The 18,821-nt window shown below is 70.0% G+C and carries 12 protein-coding genes; 7 read left to right on the forward strand and 5 right to left on the reverse strand.

The window, feature by feature from the left end; genetic code table 11:
- Positions 1 to 96 precede the first annotated feature (96 nt).
- Together OM513_RS16485 and OM513_RS16490 are read left to right on the forward strand one after the other, a co-directional pair.
- Positions 97 to 2,295, forward strand: a complete 2,199-nt coding sequence (locus tag OM513_RS16485) for a TonB-dependent receptor (RefSeq protein WP_264945720.1) — start codon at positions 97 to 99, stop codon at positions 2,293 to 2,295.
- Positions 2,295 to 4,046 (forward strand): tannase/feruloyl esterase family alpha/beta hydrolase, encoded by a 1,752-nt coding sequence (locus OM513_RS16490; RefSeq protein WP_264945721.1) that lies wholly within the window; start codon positions 2,295 to 2,297, stop codon positions 4,044 to 4,046. Before OM513_RS16485 ends, OM513_RS16490 begins: the two co-directional genes overlap by 1 nt.
- Positions 4,047 to 4,138: 92 nt before the next feature.
- Here OM513_RS16490 and OM513_RS16495 read toward each other — a convergent pair whose 3' ends face one another.
- From OM513_RS16495 to gcvA, 3 genes are all read right to left on the reverse strand, one after another.
- The gene (locus OM513_RS16495; RefSeq protein ID WP_264945722.1) at positions 4,139 to 5,212 is read right to left on the reverse strand and encodes an alpha/beta hydrolase; all 1,074 of its coding nucleotides are present in this window, start codon (positions 5,210 to 5,212) and stop codon (positions 4,139 to 4,141) included.
- A 38-nt stretch (positions 5,213 to 5,250) separates the two neighbouring features.
- Positions 5,251 to 6,246: an alpha/beta hydrolase gene (locus OM513_RS16500; RefSeq protein WP_264945723.1), complete on the reverse strand. Its 996-nt coding sequence runs from the start codon at positions 6,244 to 6,246 to the stop codon at positions 5,251 to 5,253.
- Positions 6,247 to 6,328: 82 nt separating this feature from the next.
- Positions 6,329 to 7,237, reverse strand: coding sequence for a transcriptional regulator GcvA (gene gcvA / locus OM513_RS16505; RefSeq protein ID WP_264945724.1), 909 nt, complete (start codon positions 7,235 to 7,237; stop codon positions 6,329 to 6,331).
- A 179-nt stretch (positions 7,238 to 7,416) separates the two neighbouring features.
- Here gcvA and OM513_RS16510 point away from each other — a divergent pair, with 179 nt between their 5' ends.
- The 5 genes from OM513_RS16510 to OM513_RS16530 all read left to right on the forward strand — a co-directional run bounded on the left by OM513_RS16510 (position 7,417) and on the right by OM513_RS16530 (position 16,116).
- A complete protein-coding gene (locus OM513_RS16510; protein ID WP_264945725.1) occupies positions 7,417 to 8,613 on the forward strand; it encodes an aspartate aminotransferase family protein in 1,197 nt (398 codons plus the stop codon).
- 94 nt (positions 8,614 to 8,707) lie between these two features.
- Positions 8,708 to 10,117 carry a succinylglutamate-semialdehyde dehydrogenase gene (gene astD / locus OM513_RS16515; protein ID WP_264945726.1) on the forward strand — a complete coding sequence of 470 codons (1,410 nt, stop codon included), beginning with the start codon at positions 8,708 to 8,710 and terminating at the stop codon, positions 10,115 to 10,117.
- A gap of 105 nt (positions 10,118 to 10,222) precedes the next feature.
- Positions 10,223 to 11,242, forward strand: coding sequence for a 2-oxoadipate dioxygenase/decarboxylase family protein (locus OM513_RS16520; protein WP_264945727.1), 1,020 nt, complete (start codon positions 10,223 to 10,225; stop codon positions 11,240 to 11,242).
- A complete protein-coding gene (locus OM513_RS16525) occupies positions 11,239 to 12,666 on the forward strand; it encodes an FAD-binding oxidoreductase (protein ID WP_264945728.1) in 1,428 nt (475 codons plus the stop codon). Before OM513_RS16520 ends, OM513_RS16525 begins: the two co-directional genes overlap by 4 nt.
- 96 nt (positions 12,667 to 12,762) lie before the next feature.
- The gene (locus OM513_RS16530) at positions 12,763 to 16,116 is read left to right on the forward strand and encodes a hybrid sensor histidine kinase/response regulator (RefSeq protein ID WP_264945730.1); all 3,354 of its coding nucleotides are present in this window, start codon (positions 12,763 to 12,765) and stop codon (positions 16,114 to 16,116) included.
- Here OM513_RS16530 and OM513_RS16535 read toward each other — a convergent pair.
- Entirely contained in the window at positions 16,093 to 16,731 is a 639-nt protein-coding gene (locus OM513_RS16535; protein ID WP_264945731.1) for a response regulator transcription factor, read from the reverse strand. The genes OM513_RS16530 and OM513_RS16535 overlap by 24 nt on opposite strands.
- Positions 16,728 to 18,677: an acetate--CoA ligase gene (acs, locus tag OM513_RS16540; protein WP_264945732.1), complete on the reverse strand. Its 1,950-nt coding sequence runs from the start codon at positions 18,675 to 18,677 to the stop codon at positions 16,728 to 16,730. Before acs ends, OM513_RS16535 begins: the two co-directional genes overlap by 4 nt.
- Positions 18,678 to 18,821: the final 144 nt, after the last annotated feature.

Raw genomic sequence — 18,821 nt, forward strand, 5'->3', positions numbered from 1 at the left:
GAACCGCCGGAATATTGCAATCGATTGCCATCACTGTTACGAAGCCGCTCAGCGGGCGCGAAACGCGCCGCAGGGAAGGACCGAGGGGAGGATCACATGAAGGATCGGATTCGCGCGATCGCGTCGACGACTGCGCTGGGGGCCGCGCTGCTTTGGGCATCCGCCGCGGCGGCGCAGGACCAGGAACAGGAAGCACCCGCGAACGACAGCGGCGTCGCCGACATCGTCGTCACCGCCGAACGGCGCGCGGTGAACCTTCAGGACGTGCCGATCGCCGCCACCGCCATCACCGGCGAACAGTTGCGCGACAAGGGCGTCGAGCGCCTGGCGGATCTGCAATATGCCGCCCCCTCGCTCTCGATCACCGATCAGGGCCTGACGCAATCGGTCAACATCCGCGGCATCGGCATCGCCAGCGGTTCACCGGCGGTGGCAAACGGCGTCGCGACCTATATCGACGGCGTTTTCCAGCCGCCGATCCTCACCGCGTCTAGCTTCTTCGACATCGGCACGATCGAGGTGCTGCGCGGCCCCCAGGGCACGCTGGTCGGATCGAATTCCACCGGCGGCGCGATCTTCGTGAACACGCAGAACCCCAGCACCGACAAGGTGAAGGGCTATGCCGAGGCCAGCTACGGCAGCTATGACGCGATCGGGCTGCAGGGCGCGCTGAACCTGCCCATCAGCGACACGCTGGCGGTCCGCGTCGCGGGCACCACGCGCTGGCGCGACAGCTATTATACCGACATCGGCCCCTTCGCGAACGAGCCCGGCAAGCTGGACGAGCAGGCGGTGCGCGTCGGCGTGATGTGGCAGCCGGCCAATTTCCGCGCGCTGGCGAAGGTCGAATGGATCGACAAGAACACCGGCGGCTATGCCTATCGCCCGATCGCCGGCAGCGCCTTCGCCGCCGATCGCCAGCCCGATTTCCGCACGCTGACCTACAACTCGCCGACCCTCAACTATGAGCGCGCGATCAACGCCAGCCTGGAGCTGCGCTACGAGCTGGACAGCGGCACCGTGCTGCGATCGGTGAGCGGCTATACCAACAAGCGGATCAACAACCTTTACGACAGCGATGGTTCGCGCCTGGACCTGCAGGCAATGGACCAGTTCGTCCGCGAGCGGCAGTGGACGCAGGAGGTGAACATCATCTCCCCGCTCGACGGCGCGTTCAACTGGATCCTCGGCGGCTATTTCCAGAAGAACAAGATCGACGTGATCATCCAGACGACGGCCGCGTCGATCACCGATCCCACCGATATCCTGAACTTCCAAAACAAACAGACACTCGGCGCCTTCGCACAGGGCGGATACAAGGTCACCGACGCGGTGGAGGTGCAACTGGGCGTCCGCTATTCGCACTATAAGGTGGATGGCGACGGCAGCGTGATCATCGGCGCCGGCGGCCCGATCTTCGGCCCCAGCGGCCTGCAGGTCGCCGATCTGAAGGGCAGCCATGAGGACGGCCGTCTTACCGGCAAGATCGGCGTCAACTGGAACCTGGGCGGCGAGAACCTGATCTATGCCTTCGCCGCGCGCGGCTACAAGCCGGGCGGCGCCAACTCCGCGACCTCCGAATTCGGCCCGGAGACGGTGTGGGATTACGAGATCGGCTGGAAGGCGAGTTTCCTCGACAACCACCTGCGCACGCAATTCGGCGCCTTCTACATGGAGTATAAGGACTTCCAGTTCGACGCGATGGATACCTCCACCGGCCAGAACAGCGTCCTCAACATCTCCAACGCCAACATCAAGGGCTTCGAGCTCCAGGCACAGGCGCGCGCCAGCGGGTTCGGCTTCGACGCGGGCCTGGCCTATGTCGATTCGAAGCTGGCGGCGGTATCGATCGTCAACACGCGCGCGCTGCCAGCGCTCAACCAGTTCGGGCCGCAATGCCCCGTGGGCACGCCGTCGAACCCGCCGGTGTGCTTCGATTTCGGCCCGTACCAGACGATCGCGGGGGGCGGCCCGAACCTGTTCTCGCCCAAATGGTCGTACAATTTCGGGCTGCAGTATGAGGCCGATCTGGGCGGGGGCCTCTCGCTCACGCCGCGGGTCAACTATGCCCATGTCGGATCGCGCTGGACCAACCTGCTCTATTCGCCCGCAACCGACTATCTGAAGGGCTATGGGCTGCTGTCGGCGCAGATCACGCTGCAGAAGGACCAGTGGAAGCTGGAGGGCTATGCGACAAATCTTGCCAACAAGGCCTATGTCAGCGGGCAATCCGTGAACAACGAGTTCTACAGGGCGCCGCGCGAGTTCGGCATCCGCATCTCGACGCGGTTCTGATGCGCGGCCGTCTCGCCACCGCAGCTTCGCTGGCCGCACTCGCCTGCGCGGCTTGTACCGCCACCTCCACGCCCGTCGCCGATACCGGCGGCGGGCCTGCCCCGGCGGCGGACGCGCGCTGCGCCGCCATCGCGGGGAAGATGAACGCGCGGCTGGGCGCCGACACACGGATAACCGCCGCGGAATATCGCCCGGCAGGCCCCATGGCGGCGCCGCCCGGCCCTCCCGGCTTCGCGATGCCGCCCGTGGACCTGCCCGACCATTGCGAGATCGGCGGCACGATCAACCCGCGCACCGGGATCGATGGCCAGAGCTATGCGATCACCTTCCGCCTGCGCCTGCCGGAAAACTGGAACGGCCGCTTTCTGATGGAGGGCGGCGGCGGCACCAACGGGATCGTTGGTGAGGCGATCGGGCGGATGGCCGGCGGGCCGGTGCCCGCGCTGGCACAGGGTTATGCCGTGCTCGCGCAGGATTCCGGGCACAGCAACGCCACCAACAGCGTGGCCGAAAAGGGCGGCGCCACCGCCTTCGGCTTCGATCCCCAGGCACGCGCCGATTATGGCGGCGCGTCGCTTGCCCCGGTTACGCTGGCAGCGCGGGACATCGCGACCGAATTCTACGGAAAGCCGCCGGAATTCAGTTATTTCGTCGGCTGCTCCAAGGGCGGGCAGGAAGGGATGATGCTCGCACAGCGCTATCCCGATCTCTACGACGGCATCATCGCGGGAGCGCCCGGCTTTGCCCTGCCGCGTGCCGCGATCGCCGAGGTCTGGGACACGCAGGCCTTCGCCTCGGTCGTAAGGGCCAAGGGCGAGGAGGTGACGCTCGCCAGCCTCGCCGCCAGCTTCGGCAACACGGACCTCGCCGTCGCGCGCGATGCCGTGCTCAAGGCGTGCGACGCCGGTGACGGACGCGAGGACGGGCTGATCGGCGCGTTCGAACAATGTACCTCGGCCAAGGTATTGCCCGAGCTCGAACGCCGGATATGCACCGGCGCCAAACAGGACGGATGCCTGTCGCGGCCCCAGGTGGATGCGCTGATCCGCGTCCATGACGGCCCGCGCAATTCGAAGGGCGAGGCGCTCTACGCCGGCTTCCCCTGGGACGCTGGCTGGGCGGACATGGGCTGGCGCGTGTGGAAGATCGGCTCGCCCGACGGCCGCATGCCGGCGATCAACGTCGCGATGGGCACACCCGCGCTCGCCGCGATCTTCACCACCCCGCCAACCGCGCCGGGAGCCACGCCGGTTCAGGCGCTGGCCTATGCCATGGGCTTCGATTTCGATCGGGACGCGCCCGGCATCTATGCAACCGGAGGCGCCTTCACGCGATCGGCCTGGCAGGATATCGGCGCGCGCTCGCCCGATCTCGCGGCCTTCGCGCGGCGCGGGGGCAGGATGATCGTGCCGCACGGGGTTTCCGATCCCGTGTTCTCAATCAACGACACGATTGCGTGGTGGAACGATGTGAACGGCAGGTCGCACGGCAAGGCCGCCAGCTTCGCGCGCGTCTTCCCGGTTCCCGGCATGGCGCACTGCATGGGCGGCCCCGCCACCGATCAGTTCAACGACTTCGCCGCGCTGGTGGACTGGGTGGAGAAGGGCAAGGCGCCCGACCGGATCGATGCGAAGGCAGGGCCGATGTCGCCCTGGCCGGGTCGTTCGCGCCCGCTCTGCCCCTATCCCAAGATCGCCCGTCCAAAGCCGGGCGCGACCGGGGATACGGCCGAAGACTTCGTGTGTAGCTGAGACCCGGGGGGGCCGATCCCATTGAACCTGCCCGCTCCCCGGCATTCCCGGGGCAGCGGGCAGGCGCCGATTCAGCGAAGCTGAAAACGACTCTAAACGGCCGGCTGCCCGAAGGCGCGGCGCAGCGCGTTCAGCTTGGCCCCGGTGAACTGGCGCGCCTGGGGCGTATCCGCCGCCATCCGGTCAAAGCCGTGATAGGCCCCCGGCACCACCAGCAGCTCCGCCGGAACGCCCGCCTCGGTCAGCCGCCGGGCGTATTCGATGTCCTCGCTGACGAACAGGTCGATCCCGCCCACCGCGATGAAGGCGGGCGCCAGCCCCTCCAGCTTCTCCACGCGCGCGGGCACGCCGGCCGCGGGCACGTCCGCCCCGCCGGGCTCCACGCCCAGAAAGGATTTCCAGCCATAGCGGTTCGCCTTGGCATCCCAGCCTACCGAACCGATGAACGGCGGTGTCTGGCGCGTGCTGCCGGTACGATCGTCGAGCATCGGATAGATCAGCGCCTGGAGCACCAGCGGCACCTCTCCCCGGTCGCGCGCGGCGATCGCCAGCAGCGCGGCATGGCCGCCGCCCGCGCTCTCGCCCAGCAGCGCGATCCGCTTCGGATCGACGCCCAGTTCCGCCGCGGAACGATACATCCACAGCAGCCCGGCGTAATTGTCCTCCACCGATCCGGTGAAGCGGGTTTCCGGGGCAAGCCGGTATTCGACCGATACGATCACGCAATCCAGCGTCCGCGCCAGCTCCTGAAGCGGGCGCACCTCACCCTTCGCGGTGCCCAGGATATAGCCGCCGCCATGGGTGTGGAGGATGCCGGGGCGGCTGCCGCCGGCGCGCGCGTTGATCACCTGCACCGCAACGTCGGGCTGGCCGCGGCTGCCGGGAACCTTGCGCTCCATCACCGGCACGTCCGCCAGCGGCGGCTGGACGAATGCCGCCCCGCCCTTGCGCGCCTCCACGATCGTGGCGTCGTTGAAGCCGGGCATGCTGGCCATCATCGCCAGAACCTGCTGCGCCGATGCGCGCAACTCGGGCGCCACGTGCGCCAGCGGATCGGCGGACGCCCTGCCCGCCCCCGCTGCCAGCGCAGTCCCGCCCCGCGCGGCCAGTGCGGAGAGCAGCGCCGCGCCGCCCATCCTGCCGAAATCCCGCCTGCTGAATCCCATCGTCATCCTCCCATTGCCGGTTCCTTGCCGGCCGATCCTCAACGCGGTCCGGGCAGATGCCGGTCCAGCCACAGCGCGAATTGGGGCAGCCACTGTCCCCAGGGGCGATCGGCCGGGCCAACGCCGAAGCCATGCCCGCCCTCCTCGAACAGATGGACCTCCACCGGACGCCCCGCCGCCTTCAGCGCGCGCATCATCAACAGGCTGTTCTCGACCGGCACGGCCGTATCGTCCTGGCAGTGGGCAAGGAACACGGGCGGCGTCTGCGCGGTGACATGCCGGGCGGGCGAACGCCGGTCGATCAGATCGGCCGGGGGATTTTCGCCCAGCAACTGCCGCGCCGACTCCGCGTGCGTAACCGGCGCTTCCGCGCTGATGACCGGATAGACCAGCCCCATCGCGGTTGGCCGCGCATCGATCGCGTCCACCGCGTCGCGCGGCGCATGGAGCCGCTCCGCAAATCCGGTGGCCAGCGAGGCGCCCAGGTGCCCGCCGGCCGAGAACCCCACGGCGGCCACCGCCGCAGGATCGATCCCGTAGCGCGCGGCGTTCGCGCGGATCAGCCGCATCGCGCGCTGCGCATCCTGCAACGGCACGTCCGCCCGGTCTCGCCAGCCCTCGCCCGGCAGGCGATAGGTGAGCACGAACACGGTATAGCCCCGCGCCGTCATCTCGCGCGCGACGTCGACGCCCTCATTGAGGATCGAGACGAAGATATAGGCGCCGCCCGGGATCGAAAGCAGCGCCCTGCCGTTCGGCCGCTTCGGGCGGAACACGTGCAGCTCCGGCCGCTCGACATTGCGGAGCCAGGGCGCGGGCCAGTCCTTCGGCACCGGCTTTGCCGCGAACCCGCCGGACGGAGGGCCATCGGGCCAGAGCGGCAGCACCTCCGCATCGCGCCACACATCGGGGATGGGGGGCAGCACGGGATATTCCTGCGCGCGTGCCGGGCTGACCGCCAGCGCCGCCGACGCCGCCGCCAGGAAACCGCGCCGATCGAAACCCGCGCGCAAAAATCGAACCTTGCCGGCCATCCGCTTCTCCCCTCGGTCGTTGATCTGCCGCCTTGGACCGCTCGCGAACTATATCGCCCCGGCGGCGTTACGCAATCGATTGCTATATTCTCTCCGCCTCCGCGCATTCGCGCAGCATCCAGGCGCGGAAGGCATGGAAGGCCGGGCTCTGCGCCCGCCCCTCGGGGAAGACCAGATAATAGGCGCCGCCCGCCGACGCGGTGGCCGGAAAGGGGCTGATCAGCCGCCCCTCCTCCAGTTCCGGCTCGATCAGGAACCGCGGGATCAGCGCCACCCCCGCGCCCGCCACAGCCGCCTGCGCCAGCATCAGGAACTGCTCGAAGGTGGCACCCGGCACCGGCGCCACGTCGGGAATCCCGGCATCGGCGAACCACGTCGCCCAGGCGTTGCGCCGCGATGCCAGCGCCAGCAGCGGCACACGCAGCAGGTCGGCCGCCGTGCGCACCCCGTTGCGCTCAGCGAATTCGGGCGAGAGCACCGCCACCGATTCCTCGCGGAACAGATAGTCGTGGTGCGCGCCCGGCCAATCCGGCGCGCCGAAATGGATCGCGGCGTCGAACGGCTCATCGGCGAAGTCGAACTCGGTCGACCGGGCCGAGAAGCTGATCACGATATCGGGCACCTGCGCCGTCAGCCGCGGCAGCCGCGGCGCCAGCCAGCGCATGCCGAAGCTGGGCAGCGTCGCCACCGCCAGCTCGCGATCCGGATGCCGCTCGATCGCGCGCGCGGTGGCGCGGCGGATGCGATCCAGCGCCGGGGCCACCGCATCGGCATAGTCGCGCCCCTCCGCGGTCAGCATCACGCCGCGTCCGGCCCGCTCGAACAGCTCCAGTTGCAACCAATCCTCCAGCAGCGCGATCTGGCGGCTCACCGCGCTCTGCGTCAGCCCCAGCTCGTCCGCCGCGCGCGAAAAGCTGCCGTGCCGCGCCGCGGCGGTGAAGCTGTGCAAGGCGCCGGTCGGCGGCAGCAATCTGCGACGGGCCTCATCCATTCCGATTGCTCATGGATTTGTTCGCGATTGTCGTTTCACTAGCCCATGGCGAACCGGGTATGAAGCCCCGATTACGCGCGATGGCATGCGGATTTCGCATGCGGATATTCGCGATCGGCAAGTGTGACGCGGCCCGCGCGAACGCCCGGCACGCGCCCCTGCCCGGATGGAGACGTTGGATGTCCGATACGCTGATGGCGGTCTATAACCGCCCCTCGCTCACCTTCGAACGCGGCGAGGGGAGCTGGCTCTACACCGCCGATGGCACCGCCTATCTCGATTGCATGGCGGGCATCGCCACCAACGCGCTGGGCCATTGCCACCCCGCGCTGGTCGCCGCGCTCACCGCCCAGGCGAACCGCATCTGGCACCTGTCCAACGTGCTGCGCGTCCCTGGGCAGGAGGTGCTGGCGGACAAGCTGACCGCCGCCTGTTTCGCCGACACCGTGTTCTTCGCCAATTCGGGGACCGAGGCGGTGGAATGCGCGCTGAAGACCGCGCGGCGCTATCACGCCCATCGCGGCAATCCGGAGCGGATCGACGTGATCGGCTTCGCGGGATCGTTCCACGGCCGCACCTATGGCGCGATGAACGCCGCCGGCAACCCGGCTTATACCGATGGTTTCGGCCCGCGCCTGCCCGGATATGTCCAGTGCCGGATCGACGCGCTTGAGGATATCCGTTCGGCCATCTTCGCCCCCACCGCCGCCGCGCTGATCGTTGAGCCGGTGCAGGGCGAAGGCGGCGCCCGCGCGCTCGACGGCCACTGGCTGCGCCAGATACGCGAATGGTGCAGCCAGGCGGGCGTGCTGCTGATCCATGACGAGATCCAGAGCGGCATGGGCCGTACCGGGCGGCTGTTCGCGCACCAGTGGTTCGAAGGCTGCGCGCCGGACATCATGACGGTGGCCAAGGCGCTGGGCGGCGGCTTTCCGGTCGGCGCGTGCCTGGCCACGCGCGCGGCTTCGGAGGCGATGACCTTCGGCAGCCACGGCTCCACCTTCGGCGGCAATCCGCTGGCAATGGCCGTCGCCAACGCCGCGTTCGACCTGATCCGCGATGCAGCGCTGATGCCGCATGTTCTGCGCATCGCCGCACGGCTTTCCGAAGGGCTCGACGATATCGCGCGCCGCTATCCCGACGTGGTGTCGGACGTGCGCGGCAAGGGATTGCTGATCGGCGTGCGGATGGTGGTGAACAACCGCGAGTTCATGGGGCTCGCGCGCGACCAGCGCCTTCTGGTGGCCGGCGGCGGCGAGAATTGCGTGCGCCTCCTCCCCCCGCTCAACCTCTCCGCGGCCGAGGCGGCCGAGGCGCTGACGCGGTTCGAGGCTGCATGCCGGGCCGCGCGCGCGGCGCTGCCACAGGCGGCCTGAAACGCGGGCGGCGGGCTTCCGCGCCATTGGCCCACCGGCTAGGGTCGGGCAATATCGCCCCGCCCCCGCCGGGCACCAGAAATCAGGTACGAACATGACGATCTTGCGCTCGACAGACCCCGCCACCGGCGAAGCCGTGTGGGAAGGCCCGGAGGCGGACGCCGCCGCCTGCGCCGCCGCGGTGGCGCGGGCGCGCGCCGCCTTCCCCGGCTGGGCCGCGCAGGATCTCGACGCGCGCATCGCGCTCGCCCGCCGCTATGCCGAGCGGCTGACCGCCCGCCGAGCCGAGCTGGCCGAGCTGATCGCGCGCGAGACCGGCAAGACGCGGTGGGAGAGCGACGCCGAGGCCGGATCGATGATCGGCAAGGTGGAGGTCTCGATCGCCGCCAACGCCGAGCGCACCGGCACGCGATCGAGCGACACCGGCTTCGGCAAGGCGATCCTGCGCCACCGGCCGCATGGCGTGATGGCGGTGCTGGGGCCGTACAACTTCCCCGGCCACCTGCCCAACGGCCACATCGTCCCCGCGCTGCTGGCCGGCAACACCGTGGTGTTCAAGCCTTCGGAGCTGACCCCCGCCGTCGGCGCGCTGATGGCCGATGCCTGGCGTGAGGCCGGGCTGCCCGATGGCGTGCTGGAACTGGTGCAGGGCGGACGGGATAGCGGCGCGGCGCTGATCGCGCAGGATATCGACGGGCTGCTCTTCACCGGCTCCGCCACGGCGGGCGCGCATTTCCGGCGTATTTTCGCCGATCGGCCGCAGGTGATCCTGGCGCTGGAGCTCGGCGGCAACAATCCGCTGATCGCATGGGATGGCGATCCGGATGCGGTCGCCTCGATCGTGGTCCAGTCCGCCTATATCACCACCGGCCAGCGCTGTTCCTGCGCCCGGCGGCTGATCGTGCCGCAGGGTGCCGCTGGCGACGCGATCGTCGAGGCGGTGGCCGCGCTGGCGGCGCAGCTCCGCATCGGCGCCTGGAACGATGCCGAGACCGCGTTCATGGGTCCGCTGATCTCCGCCGCCGCCGCCGATACGGCCGAGGCGCGCGTGGCCCAGTCGATCGCGGCAGGCGCCCGGCCGGTGCTGACGCTGCGCCGCCTCGATCGCTCGCCCGCCTTCGTCACGCCCGCGCTGCTCGACGTCACCGGCATCGCCACCGCCGACGAGGAGCTGTTCGCCCCCGTGCTCACCGTGCGCCGCGTGGCGGATTTCGACACCGCGATCGCCGAGGCGAACGCCACCCGCTTCGGCCTTTCCGCGGGCCTGGTGAGCGATGACGAGGCGCTGTGGCAGCGCTTGCTGGCGCACAGCCGCGCGGGGATCGTCAACCGCAACCGGCCCACCACCGGCGCGGCGGCGGCGATGCCCTTCGGCGGGATCGGCGAATCCGGCAACCACCGCCCCAGCGCCTGGTACGCCGCCGATTACTGCGCCTATCCTGTCGCCAGCTTCGAGGCGGCGCAGGTGCGCGACGATCGCGCGGCGATCCCCGGACTGCGCTGACCGGCGAGCGGGAGAATTCATTCCATATCCGAATGAATCCATGCCGCATTGTCGCTATTCGCCGGCAAGCGCCCTTCCTACAGCGCGTCCCGAAGGAGATATTCCATGACGGATGCGCATGCTAACAACCTCCACCGGCTGATCGCGGCCTGCGTCGGTGCCGATCGCGCCCGCGCGCTGCTGGAAATGCTGCGTATCGATCCGGCGTTCGGCGAGGCGCGTCCCACGGTCAGCCGTGCCGAGATGGCGATGGCGCTGAACGCCCTGCTGTTCGGCGATCTGCTGGAGCGCGTGCCCTCCGGCGCGGCCTATGTGCATCGCGTGATCGACGCGGGCGGGCGCATCGCCTTCGATCACGGCGCGCTGCGCACGATCCGCTTCCCCTCCGGCCCCACCGGGGCGCTGCCCGGCGGGATCGATGCCTTCACCCGCATCCTGGCGCCGCTCGGCTATGCCCATGCCCGCGCCTATCCCCTGCCCGCGCTGCGCATGACCGGCCACGCCTGGTGCCACCGCGATCTGCCCGAGGCGATCCCGCAGTTCTTCGTCAGCGAGCTGCACGTCGATCGCTTCTCCGAAGGCTTCCAGCAGTCCGCCGCCCGCGTCTTCGGCGCCTCACGCGACCCGCTCGACGGCGCCGCGCTGGAGGTCCTGGCGGCGTTCGAGGGCGGCGCTCAGGTGCCCTTCGCGCTCGCGGTTTCGGTGCTGCCCACGCTCGCCGCCGCCTTCGATCGTCAGCATGAGCCCTGCGCGCTCGCCGATTATGAGGCGCTGCTCTCCGAATCCGCCGAAGCCGCCTGGATCGCGACCGAGGGCAACGCCTTTAACCACGCCACCGATCGCGTGGCCGATGTGGACGCGCTGTCGGCCGAGCTGCGCGCAGCAGGCATGCCGATCAAGGACAAGGTGGAGCTTTCCGCGGGCGGCCGCGTCCGCCAGACCGCGCTGCGCGCCGATCCGGTCCTGCGCCGTTTCCGCCACGAGGGCGATATGGTAAGCCGCAGCGTGCCCGGCAGCTTCTATGAATTCATCACCCGCGATGTCGATCCCGCGACCGGCAGCCTCGATCTCGCGTTCGACAGCAGCAACGCGCAGGGCATCTTCGCGATGACCAAGGCCGCGTGACCCGGCCCGCGCCCGATCTGGCCGCCGCGCTGCGCGACGCCATCGGCGAGGGGCAGTTGCTGTTCGCCGCGCCCGATCTGGCCGGTTACGATCAGGACGGGCGCGGGCCGGGCGGCGCCGCGCTGCTGGTCGCGCGCCCGCGTTCGGCGGACGAGGTGGCGGCGGTGCTGCGGATCGCCCATGCCCATGGCGTGGCGGTGGTGCCCCAGGGCGCGCGCAGCGGGCTGGCCGGCGCGGGGCTGGCGGACGGCTCGGTCGTGCTCAGCCTGGAGCGTGTGGCCGGCCCGCCCCGCATCGACGCGGAGAACCGCACCGCGGAGGTTGACGCCGGCGTGCCGCTCTCCGCGCTCAATGCCGCGGCGGCCGAACATGGCCTCACCTTCCCGATCGATCTGGGCGCCGATCCGACGATCGGCGGGATGATCGCCGCCAACACGGGCGGCGCGCGCTTCCTGCGCCACGGCGACGTCCGGCGCAGCCTGCTCGCGCTGGAGGTGGTGCTGGCCGATGGCCAGGGCACGCAAATGCGGCTCGGCAATCCGGTGTGGAAGGACAATTCGGGGCTGGAGCTGAAGCAGCTCTTCGCGTCGAGCGCGGGCGCGCTGGGCGTGGTGACGCGCGCCACCGTGGCGCTCCAGCCGCTGCCCGCGAACAGCGTCTGCGCGCTGGTGGCGCTTGCCGAGCCGGCCGAGGCGCTAGCGCTGCTGCTGGCGCTGGAGCGCCGCGCGGGGACGCTGTTGAGCGCGTTCGAGGGCATCTCCGGCACCGCGCTCGATCTTGCGCTCTCCCATGTCCCCCGGCTCAAGCCGCCCTTCGCGGGCGGGAGCCCGCCCTATTGCGCGCTGGTCGAGCTTTCGGCGGGCGACGCGATCCCGGCGGACCTGCTGATGGACATATTGGGCGAGGCGATCACCCCGATGATCGAGGACGGCCGTGCCACCGATGCTGTGATCGACGAGGGCCGATCGCTATGGGCCGTGCGCCATGCCATTCCGGAGGGGCTGCGCACCGCCGGGGCGGTGATCGCCTGCGACATCGCGGTGCGCCGAGGCGATCTGATGCGCTTCCGCGAAGAGGCCGCCGCCGCCGTTTCGGCCCGCTGGCCGGAGCTGGTGATCGCCGATTTCGGCCATTGCGGCGACGGCGGACTGCACTTCAACATGGTCTGGCCCCGCGCGCTCGGCCCGATCCCGGCGGGGCTGGCCGAGGAGGTGCGCCGGCTGGTGTTCGCGATGGTGGTCGATGGCTATCACGGCAGCTTCAGCGCGGAACATGGCATCGGCCCGCGCAACATCGATCATTATGTCCGCTTCACGCCGGAGCCGGTGCGCGCGCTCGCCGGGCGCGTCCAGCGGCTGATCGCCCCCGCGGGCATCGGCCGCGTCGATTTCGGCGCCGGGGCGGAGGACGGTTCGCCCGCCTGAGGCGCAATGCCGCATTGACGCGGCAGATCGATCCGCGCCAGCATCGCGCCACGCCCGGCACCAGGCCCGGCGGCGATGGGGGAGCATGGCACGGCGATGAGTCTGCTGACGGCAGCGCTGCTGGCACTCACGCTGATCCTGCTGCTGTTCGTCATCGCCGCGGCGGTGGAGGCGCGCGGCGCCGCGATCGCCCGCCGGCCCGCGCTGCGCCATCACACCTACACGCTGGCGCTTGGCGTCTATTGCACGAGCTGGACCTTCTACGGATCGGTCGGCAGCGCGGTACGCGACGGGTGGAGCTATCTGCCCATCTATGTCGCCCCGATCATCCTGCTGATCGCCGCGCCGCGCTTCCTCGGCAAGCTCGCGCATGCGGTGGCGGAGGAGCAGACCACCACCGTTTCGGACTTCATCGCCGCCCGTTTCGGTCATGACGTGGTGGTGGCGCGGCTGGTCACCATCATCGCGCTGCTCGGCACCATCCCCTATCTCGCGCTCCAGCTCCGCTCGATCGGCGCCGCGCTCTCGATCGTTTCCGGCACGGATGTCGCGGCGCAGGCGATGCTGATCGCGGCGCCACTGCTGGCGCTGTTCGCGATCCTGTTCGGCGCGCGCCGGTTCGAGCTGGCGGGTCGAAGCGAGGGGCTGCTCTACGCCATCGGGCTGGAGTCGGCGATCAAGCTGCTGGCGCTGACGGCGGTGGCCGGGTTCGCGGTGTACCTGCTGGCGAACAGCCCCGCCGCCGATTTCGACGCGGGCGTGGCGGCGCTGCGCACCGGCTTCGCGCCCGAACGGCTGTCGATCGACGTGGCGGTGATCCTGCTGATCTCCGCGCTCGCCATCGTCGCGCTGCCCCGCCAGTTCTACATGGGGCTGGTGGAGGCGCGCGAGGCCGACGATCTGGTGCGCGCGCGCCACGGGCTGGCGCTGTACCTGATCGCGATGGCCGCGCTGATCCTGCCGATCGCGCTGGCGGGAGTCACCGTGCTCGGGTCCGGCGTGGCGCCCGACCGCTATGTTCTCGCGCTGCCTGCGATGGAGGGCGGCGGGTTCGTGCTCGCGGCGGCGCTGCTCGGCGGGATCAGCGCCGCGGCATCGATGGCGATCGTCGATTCCACCGCGCTGGCGACGATGGTCTCAAACGATCTGGTCTTCCCCACGCTGATGCGCGCCACCGCGCCGGGCGAAGCGGGTGCGATCGGCCGGCGGATGCTGGTGGTGCGGCGGCTGTCGATCCTGGGGATCGTGTCGCTGGCGCTGGTGTGGGCGCTGCTCGTCTCCGAACGCAGCTCGCTCGCCTCGATCGGGCTGATCGCCTTCGCGGCGATGACGCAGTTCGGCCCCCATCTGGTGCTGGCGGCGACGGGCAAGGGCCGCGATCCGCTGGCCGCGCGCGCCAGCCTGTCGGTGGGGCTCGCGCTGTGGCTGTACACGCTGGCGCTGCCGCCGGTGCTGCCGGCCGAATGGCTCGCGGCGCTTTCGGGCACGCTCGCCGATCCGCTGCGGCTGTTCGGCATCGGCAATGCGGCGCCGCTTTCGCATGGCGTGATCTGGAGCGTCGGGGCGAACCTGCTCGTCTATGCGCTGGCCGCCGCGCGCAATGTCCAGGCGCCCGCGCTCCCCCGCCTCACCCGCGCCGAACGGCCGGTGACCAACCTTGCCGGGCTGGTCCAGCTCACCGCCAGCTTCGTCGGCAAGGAACAGGCGGAACGCGAGTTCCCCGATGCCGCGGCCGACCGGCCGGTCGACCGCCATTCCGCCCGCCGCGCGCGTGAGCTGATCGCGCAGGTGGTGGGCGCCTCCTCGGCCCGCGCGCTGGTCGCCTCGGCGCTGGCTGGCGGCACGGTGAGCCTCCAGGATGTCGCCCGCCTGCTCGACGAGGGCGGCCAGAGCCTGCGCTTCTCGCGCGGGCTGCTCGCCTCCACCTTCGAGAATATCGACGCCGGGATCAGCGTGGTCGATGCCGATCTGAACCTGGTCGCGTGGAACACGCGCTACCTCGACCTGTTCGATTATCCCGCCGGCATGGTGCGCGTGGGCGTGCCGGTGGCGGAGCTGATCCGCTATAACGCGCGCCACGGCGATTTCGGGCCGGGCGACGTCGAATATCATGTCGCCAAGCGGCTGGAGCATCTCCGCCGCGGACAGGAGCACAGCTTCGAACGGCTCCGCCACGACGGCAAGGTGATCAAGACCGTCGGAGGCCCGATGCCCGGCGGCGGCTATGTGATGTCCTTCACCGACATCAGCGAGGAAGCCCGCGTGCGCGAGGAACTGCGCCGAACGCTCGACGAGCTCGAACAGCGCGTCGCGGACCGGACGCAGGCGCTGAGCGAGGCCAACCGGCTGCTCGCCAACGCGGATCAGGACAAGACCCGTTTCCTTGCCGCCGCCAGCCATGATCTGCTCCAGCCGCTCCACGCCGCCCGGCTGTTCACCGCCGCGCTGCAACGGGATGCCACCGCCGCGCAACAGGATATCGTCCACCGCGTCGAAAGCGCGATCGTGGCAGCGGAGGATCTGCTCCGCTCGCTGCTCGACATCAGCCGGATCGACGCGGGCGGCGTAACCCCCGTCCCCGCCGCGATCGGCCTGGCGCCCTTCCTGTCGGACCTGGCCGAGACGATCCGCCCGATCGCCGAGGCCAAGGGGCTGCGCCTGCGCATCGGCCCGCTGCCCGGCAGCGTGGAGAGCGACGCGGGGCTGCTGCGTTCGGTGATGCAGAATTTTCTCAGCAACGCGGTGCGCTACACCTCGCACGGCGGCGTGCTGGTCGGCGTGCGGCGGCGCGGCGGCGAATGGCGGATTGACGTGGTCGATACCGGCGTCGGCATCGCCGAGCCGCAGATCGAGGAGATTTTCGCCGAATTCACCCGGCTGGGCCAGGTCGAGGTCGAGGGGCTGGGCCTGGGGCTGGCGCTGGTCCGCCGCATCGTCCGGCTGATCGGCGGACGGATCGAGGTCCGCTCGCAACCCGGCCGGGGCAGCCGCTTCAGCCTCTATCTCCCCGCGCTGGAAACCGGCGCCGGTACGTGGCGAGCGGCCTCCCCCGCGCCCGCGCCGGTCCCCTCCGGCATCACGCGGCCGCTGCGCATCCTGGCGGTGGACAATGACGAACGCATCGTCGAGGCAAGCATCGCGCTGCTCGAACGGCTCGGCCATCGTGCCACGGGCGCCAGGGGCATCGCCGGCGCATTGGCCATCGAGGGGCCGTTCGATGCCGCGCTGGTCGATTACCACCTCGATCACGGCGAGGACGGGCTGGACCTGATCGCCCGGCTGCGCGCGCGCCATCCCGGCCTGCCCGCGCTGCTCGTCACCGCCGAGACCAGCCCGGATCTCCGCGCCCGCGCCGCCGCGATGGGGATCGGCATCCTGCACAAGCCCGTCGCGCCCGGCGCGATCGAGGCGTTCCTGGCCGAAGTGTCAGTGGCGCAGATCGAGCCCTAGCGAACGCGCCACCAGCGCCGCCTGCGTGCGGTTGCGCACGTCCAGCTTGCGCATGATCGCGGTCATATGCGCCTTCACCGTCGCCTCGCTGATGTTCAGCCCGTGCGCGATCTGCTTGTTGAGCTGGCCGTCCAGCACCGCCAGCAGCACCTTGAGCTGGGTGGGCGTCAGCCCGGCCACCGTCTCGCGGATCGCCTCCATCCCCGCATCGCCCTCCGGCGCTGGCGCGGGGCGCATGGGCCGCCCGCCGCCCACCGCCCGGGCGATGGCCGCCTCGATCGCGGCCAGATCGCTGCCCTTGTGGAGAAATCCGATCGCCCCGAACGCGCGCGCCTCGTCGGCGGCGGCGGCGCCCTCGGCGCTCGACACCACCAGGATCGGCACCTCCGGGCATTCTGCATGGAGCATCGCGATCCCCGAATAGCCCACCGCGCCCGGCATCTTGAGGTCGAGCAGGATCAGCCGCAGCGCCTCCGCCCCGGCCGCGGCGGCGGCGGCGGAGGCGAGCGTTCCCGCCTCCACAATCGCCGTGCCGGGCAGCGCGCGTTCCACCGCAAGGCGCAGCGCCTGGCGAAACAGCGGATGATCGTCCGCGATCAGGACGGTTCCGCTCACGCCTCCGCCAGTTGCGGCCTGTTCGCGAGCAGGTGATCGACGACCGAAGGATCGGCCAGCGTCGATGTGTCGCCCAGGTTGCTCACGTCATTCTCCCCGATCTTGCGCAGGATGCGGCGCATGATCTTGCCGCTGCGCGTCTTGGGCAGCGCGGGGGCGAACTGGATCACGTCGGGGGTGGCGATCGGTCCGATTTCGTGGCGCACCCACTGGATCAGCTCCCTGCGCAGCGCCTCGTCGGGCTCGACATCAGCATTGGTGGTGACGAACGCATAGATGCCCTGGCCCTTGATGTCATGCGGCATCCCCACCACCGCGGCTTCCGCGACGGAGACGTGCGCCACCAGCGCGCTCTCGATCTCGGCGGTGCCCATGCGGTGGCCGGAAACGTTGATCACATCGTCGATGCGGCCGGTGATCCAATAATATCCATCCTCGTCGCGCCGGCATCCGTCGCCGGTGAAATACTGGCCGGCAAAGGTGGTGAAATAGGTCTGGAAGAACCGCTCGTGATCGCCCCACACGGTGCGCATCTGCCCCGGCCAGCTATCGGTTATCACCAGGCATCCGTTGCCCGCGCCCTCGATCTCGGTCCCGTCGTTGTCGAGCAGCGCGGGCCGCACGCCGAAGAAGGGCCGCGTCGCCGATCCCGGCTTCAGCGCGGTGGCGCCGGGCAGCGGGGTGATCATCGTGCCCCCGGTCTCGGTCTGCCACCAGGTATCGACGATCGGGCAGCGCTCCTCGCCCACCACCTTGTGATACCATTCCCACGCCTCGGGATTGATCGGCTCGCCCACGCTGCCCAGCAGGCGCAGCGTGCTGCGGCTGGTGCGCGTCACCCAATCGTCGCCCTCGCGCATCAGCGCGCGCAGCGCGGTGGGGGCGCCGTAGAATATCTCGACGCCGAACTTGTCGACCACCTGCCAGAATCGCGAGGGATCGGGCCAGTTGGGCACGCCTTCGAACATCACCGTCGTCGCGCCGTTCATCAGCGGGCCGTAGACGACATAGCTGTGGCCGGTGACCCAGCCGATGTCGGCCGCGCACCAATAGACCTGGCCCGGCCGGTAATCGAAGACATATTGGTGGGTGATCGACGCCCATACCGAATAGCCGCCGGTGGTGTGCAGCACGCCCTTGGGCTTGCCCGTCGATCCAGAGGTATAGAGGATGAACAGCGGGTCCTCCGCGCTCATCTCCTCGGGCGGGCAATCGGGCGATTGCGCGGCGACGGCATCGTGCCAGTCGATGTCGCGGCCCGGCTGCATCGCCACATCGGCGCCCGTGCGGCGCAGCACGATCACCGTCTCCACGCCGGGGCATTGGGCCAGCGCCTCATCGACATTCGCCTTCAGCCGCACGCGCTTGCCGCCGCGCAGCCCCTCGTCGGCGGTCAGCACGATGCGGCTGTCGCAATCGACGATCCGGCCCGCCAGCGCATCGGGCGAGAAGCCCGCGAACACGATCGAATGGATCGCGCCGATCCGCGCACAGGCCAGCATCGCCACCGCCGCCTCGGGCACCATCGGCAGATAGATGGTCACGCGATCGCCGCGCCCCACGCCCTTCGCCTTCAACAGGTTGGCGAAGCGGCAGACATCGGCGTGCAGCGCGCGATAGCTGATTTCGCGGTGCGGCTCGGCGGGATCGTCGGGCTCCCACAGAATGGCGATCGCTTCGCCGCGTTCGGCCAGGTGCCGGTCGAGCGCGTTGGCGGACAGGTTCAGCGTGCCGTCCGCGAACCAGGCGATGCCGAAATCGGCCTCGTGGAAGCTCGTCTCCTTCACCCGGGTGAAGGGGCGGATCCAGTCGATCCGCTGCGCCTGCTCGCGCCAGAAGCCCTCCGGATCCTCGATCGACCGGGCATACATCTCGCGATAGCGCGCCTCGTCGATCAGCGCGTCAGCCGCCCAAGCGGCGGGCACGGGGTAAAGCGTCTCTCCCATCATTTCCTCCTGTGACCGGCGAGGATCTTTCGGCTCCGCCTAGCCCATCGCACCCGCCACGGGAGCTTAGACTTAGGTCTTATATCTACGACCTTTGCAGGGATGGCCGCCTGCCCGCTGCCGCCGCACTCTCCGCCATGCCCC

The organism is Sphingomonas canadensis (genome assembly GCF_026013525.1).
GTDB classification, from domain to species: Bacteria; Pseudomonadota; Alphaproteobacteria; order Sphingomonadales; family Sphingomonadaceae; genus Sphingomonas; species Sphingomonas canadensis.

Coding starts and splice junctions, on each gene's coding strand:
- OM513_RS16510 (WP_264945725.1), top strand. CDS start 7,417: ATGTCCGATACGCTGATGGCGGTCTATAACCGCCCCTCGCTCACCTTC.
- OM513_RS16485 (WP_264945720.1), top strand. CDS start 97: ATGAAGGATCGGATTCGCGCGATCGCGTCGACGACTGCGCTGGGGGCC.
- OM513_RS16500 (WP_264945723.1), bottom strand. CDS start 6,246: ATGGCCGGCAAGGTTCGATTTTTGCGCGCGGGTTTCGATCGGCGCGGT.
- OM513_RS16495 (WP_264945722.1), bottom strand. CDS start 5,212: ATGGGATTCAGCAGGCGGGATTTCGGCAGGATGGGCGGCGCGGCGCTG.
- acs (WP_264945732.1), bottom strand. CDS start 18,677: ATGGGAGAGACGCTTTACCCCGTGCCCGCCGCTTGGGCGGCTGACGCG.
- OM513_RS16520 (WP_264945727.1), top strand. CDS start 10,223: ATGACGGATGCGCATGCTAACAACCTCCACCGGCTGATCGCGGCCTGC.
- astD (WP_264945726.1), top strand. CDS start 8,708: ATGACGATCTTGCGCTCGACAGACCCCGCCACCGGCGAAGCCGTGTGG.
- OM513_RS16530 (WP_264945730.1), top strand. CDS start 12,763: ATGAGTCTGCTGACGGCAGCGCTGCTGGCACTCACGCTGATCCTGCTG.
- OM513_RS16490 (WP_264945721.1), top strand. CDS start 2,295: ATGCGCGGCCGTCTCGCCACCGCAGCTTCGCTGGCCGCACTCGCCTGC.
- gcvA (WP_264945724.1), bottom strand. CDS start 7,237: ATGGATGAGGCCCGTCGCAGATTGCTGCCGCCGACCGGCGCCTTGCAC.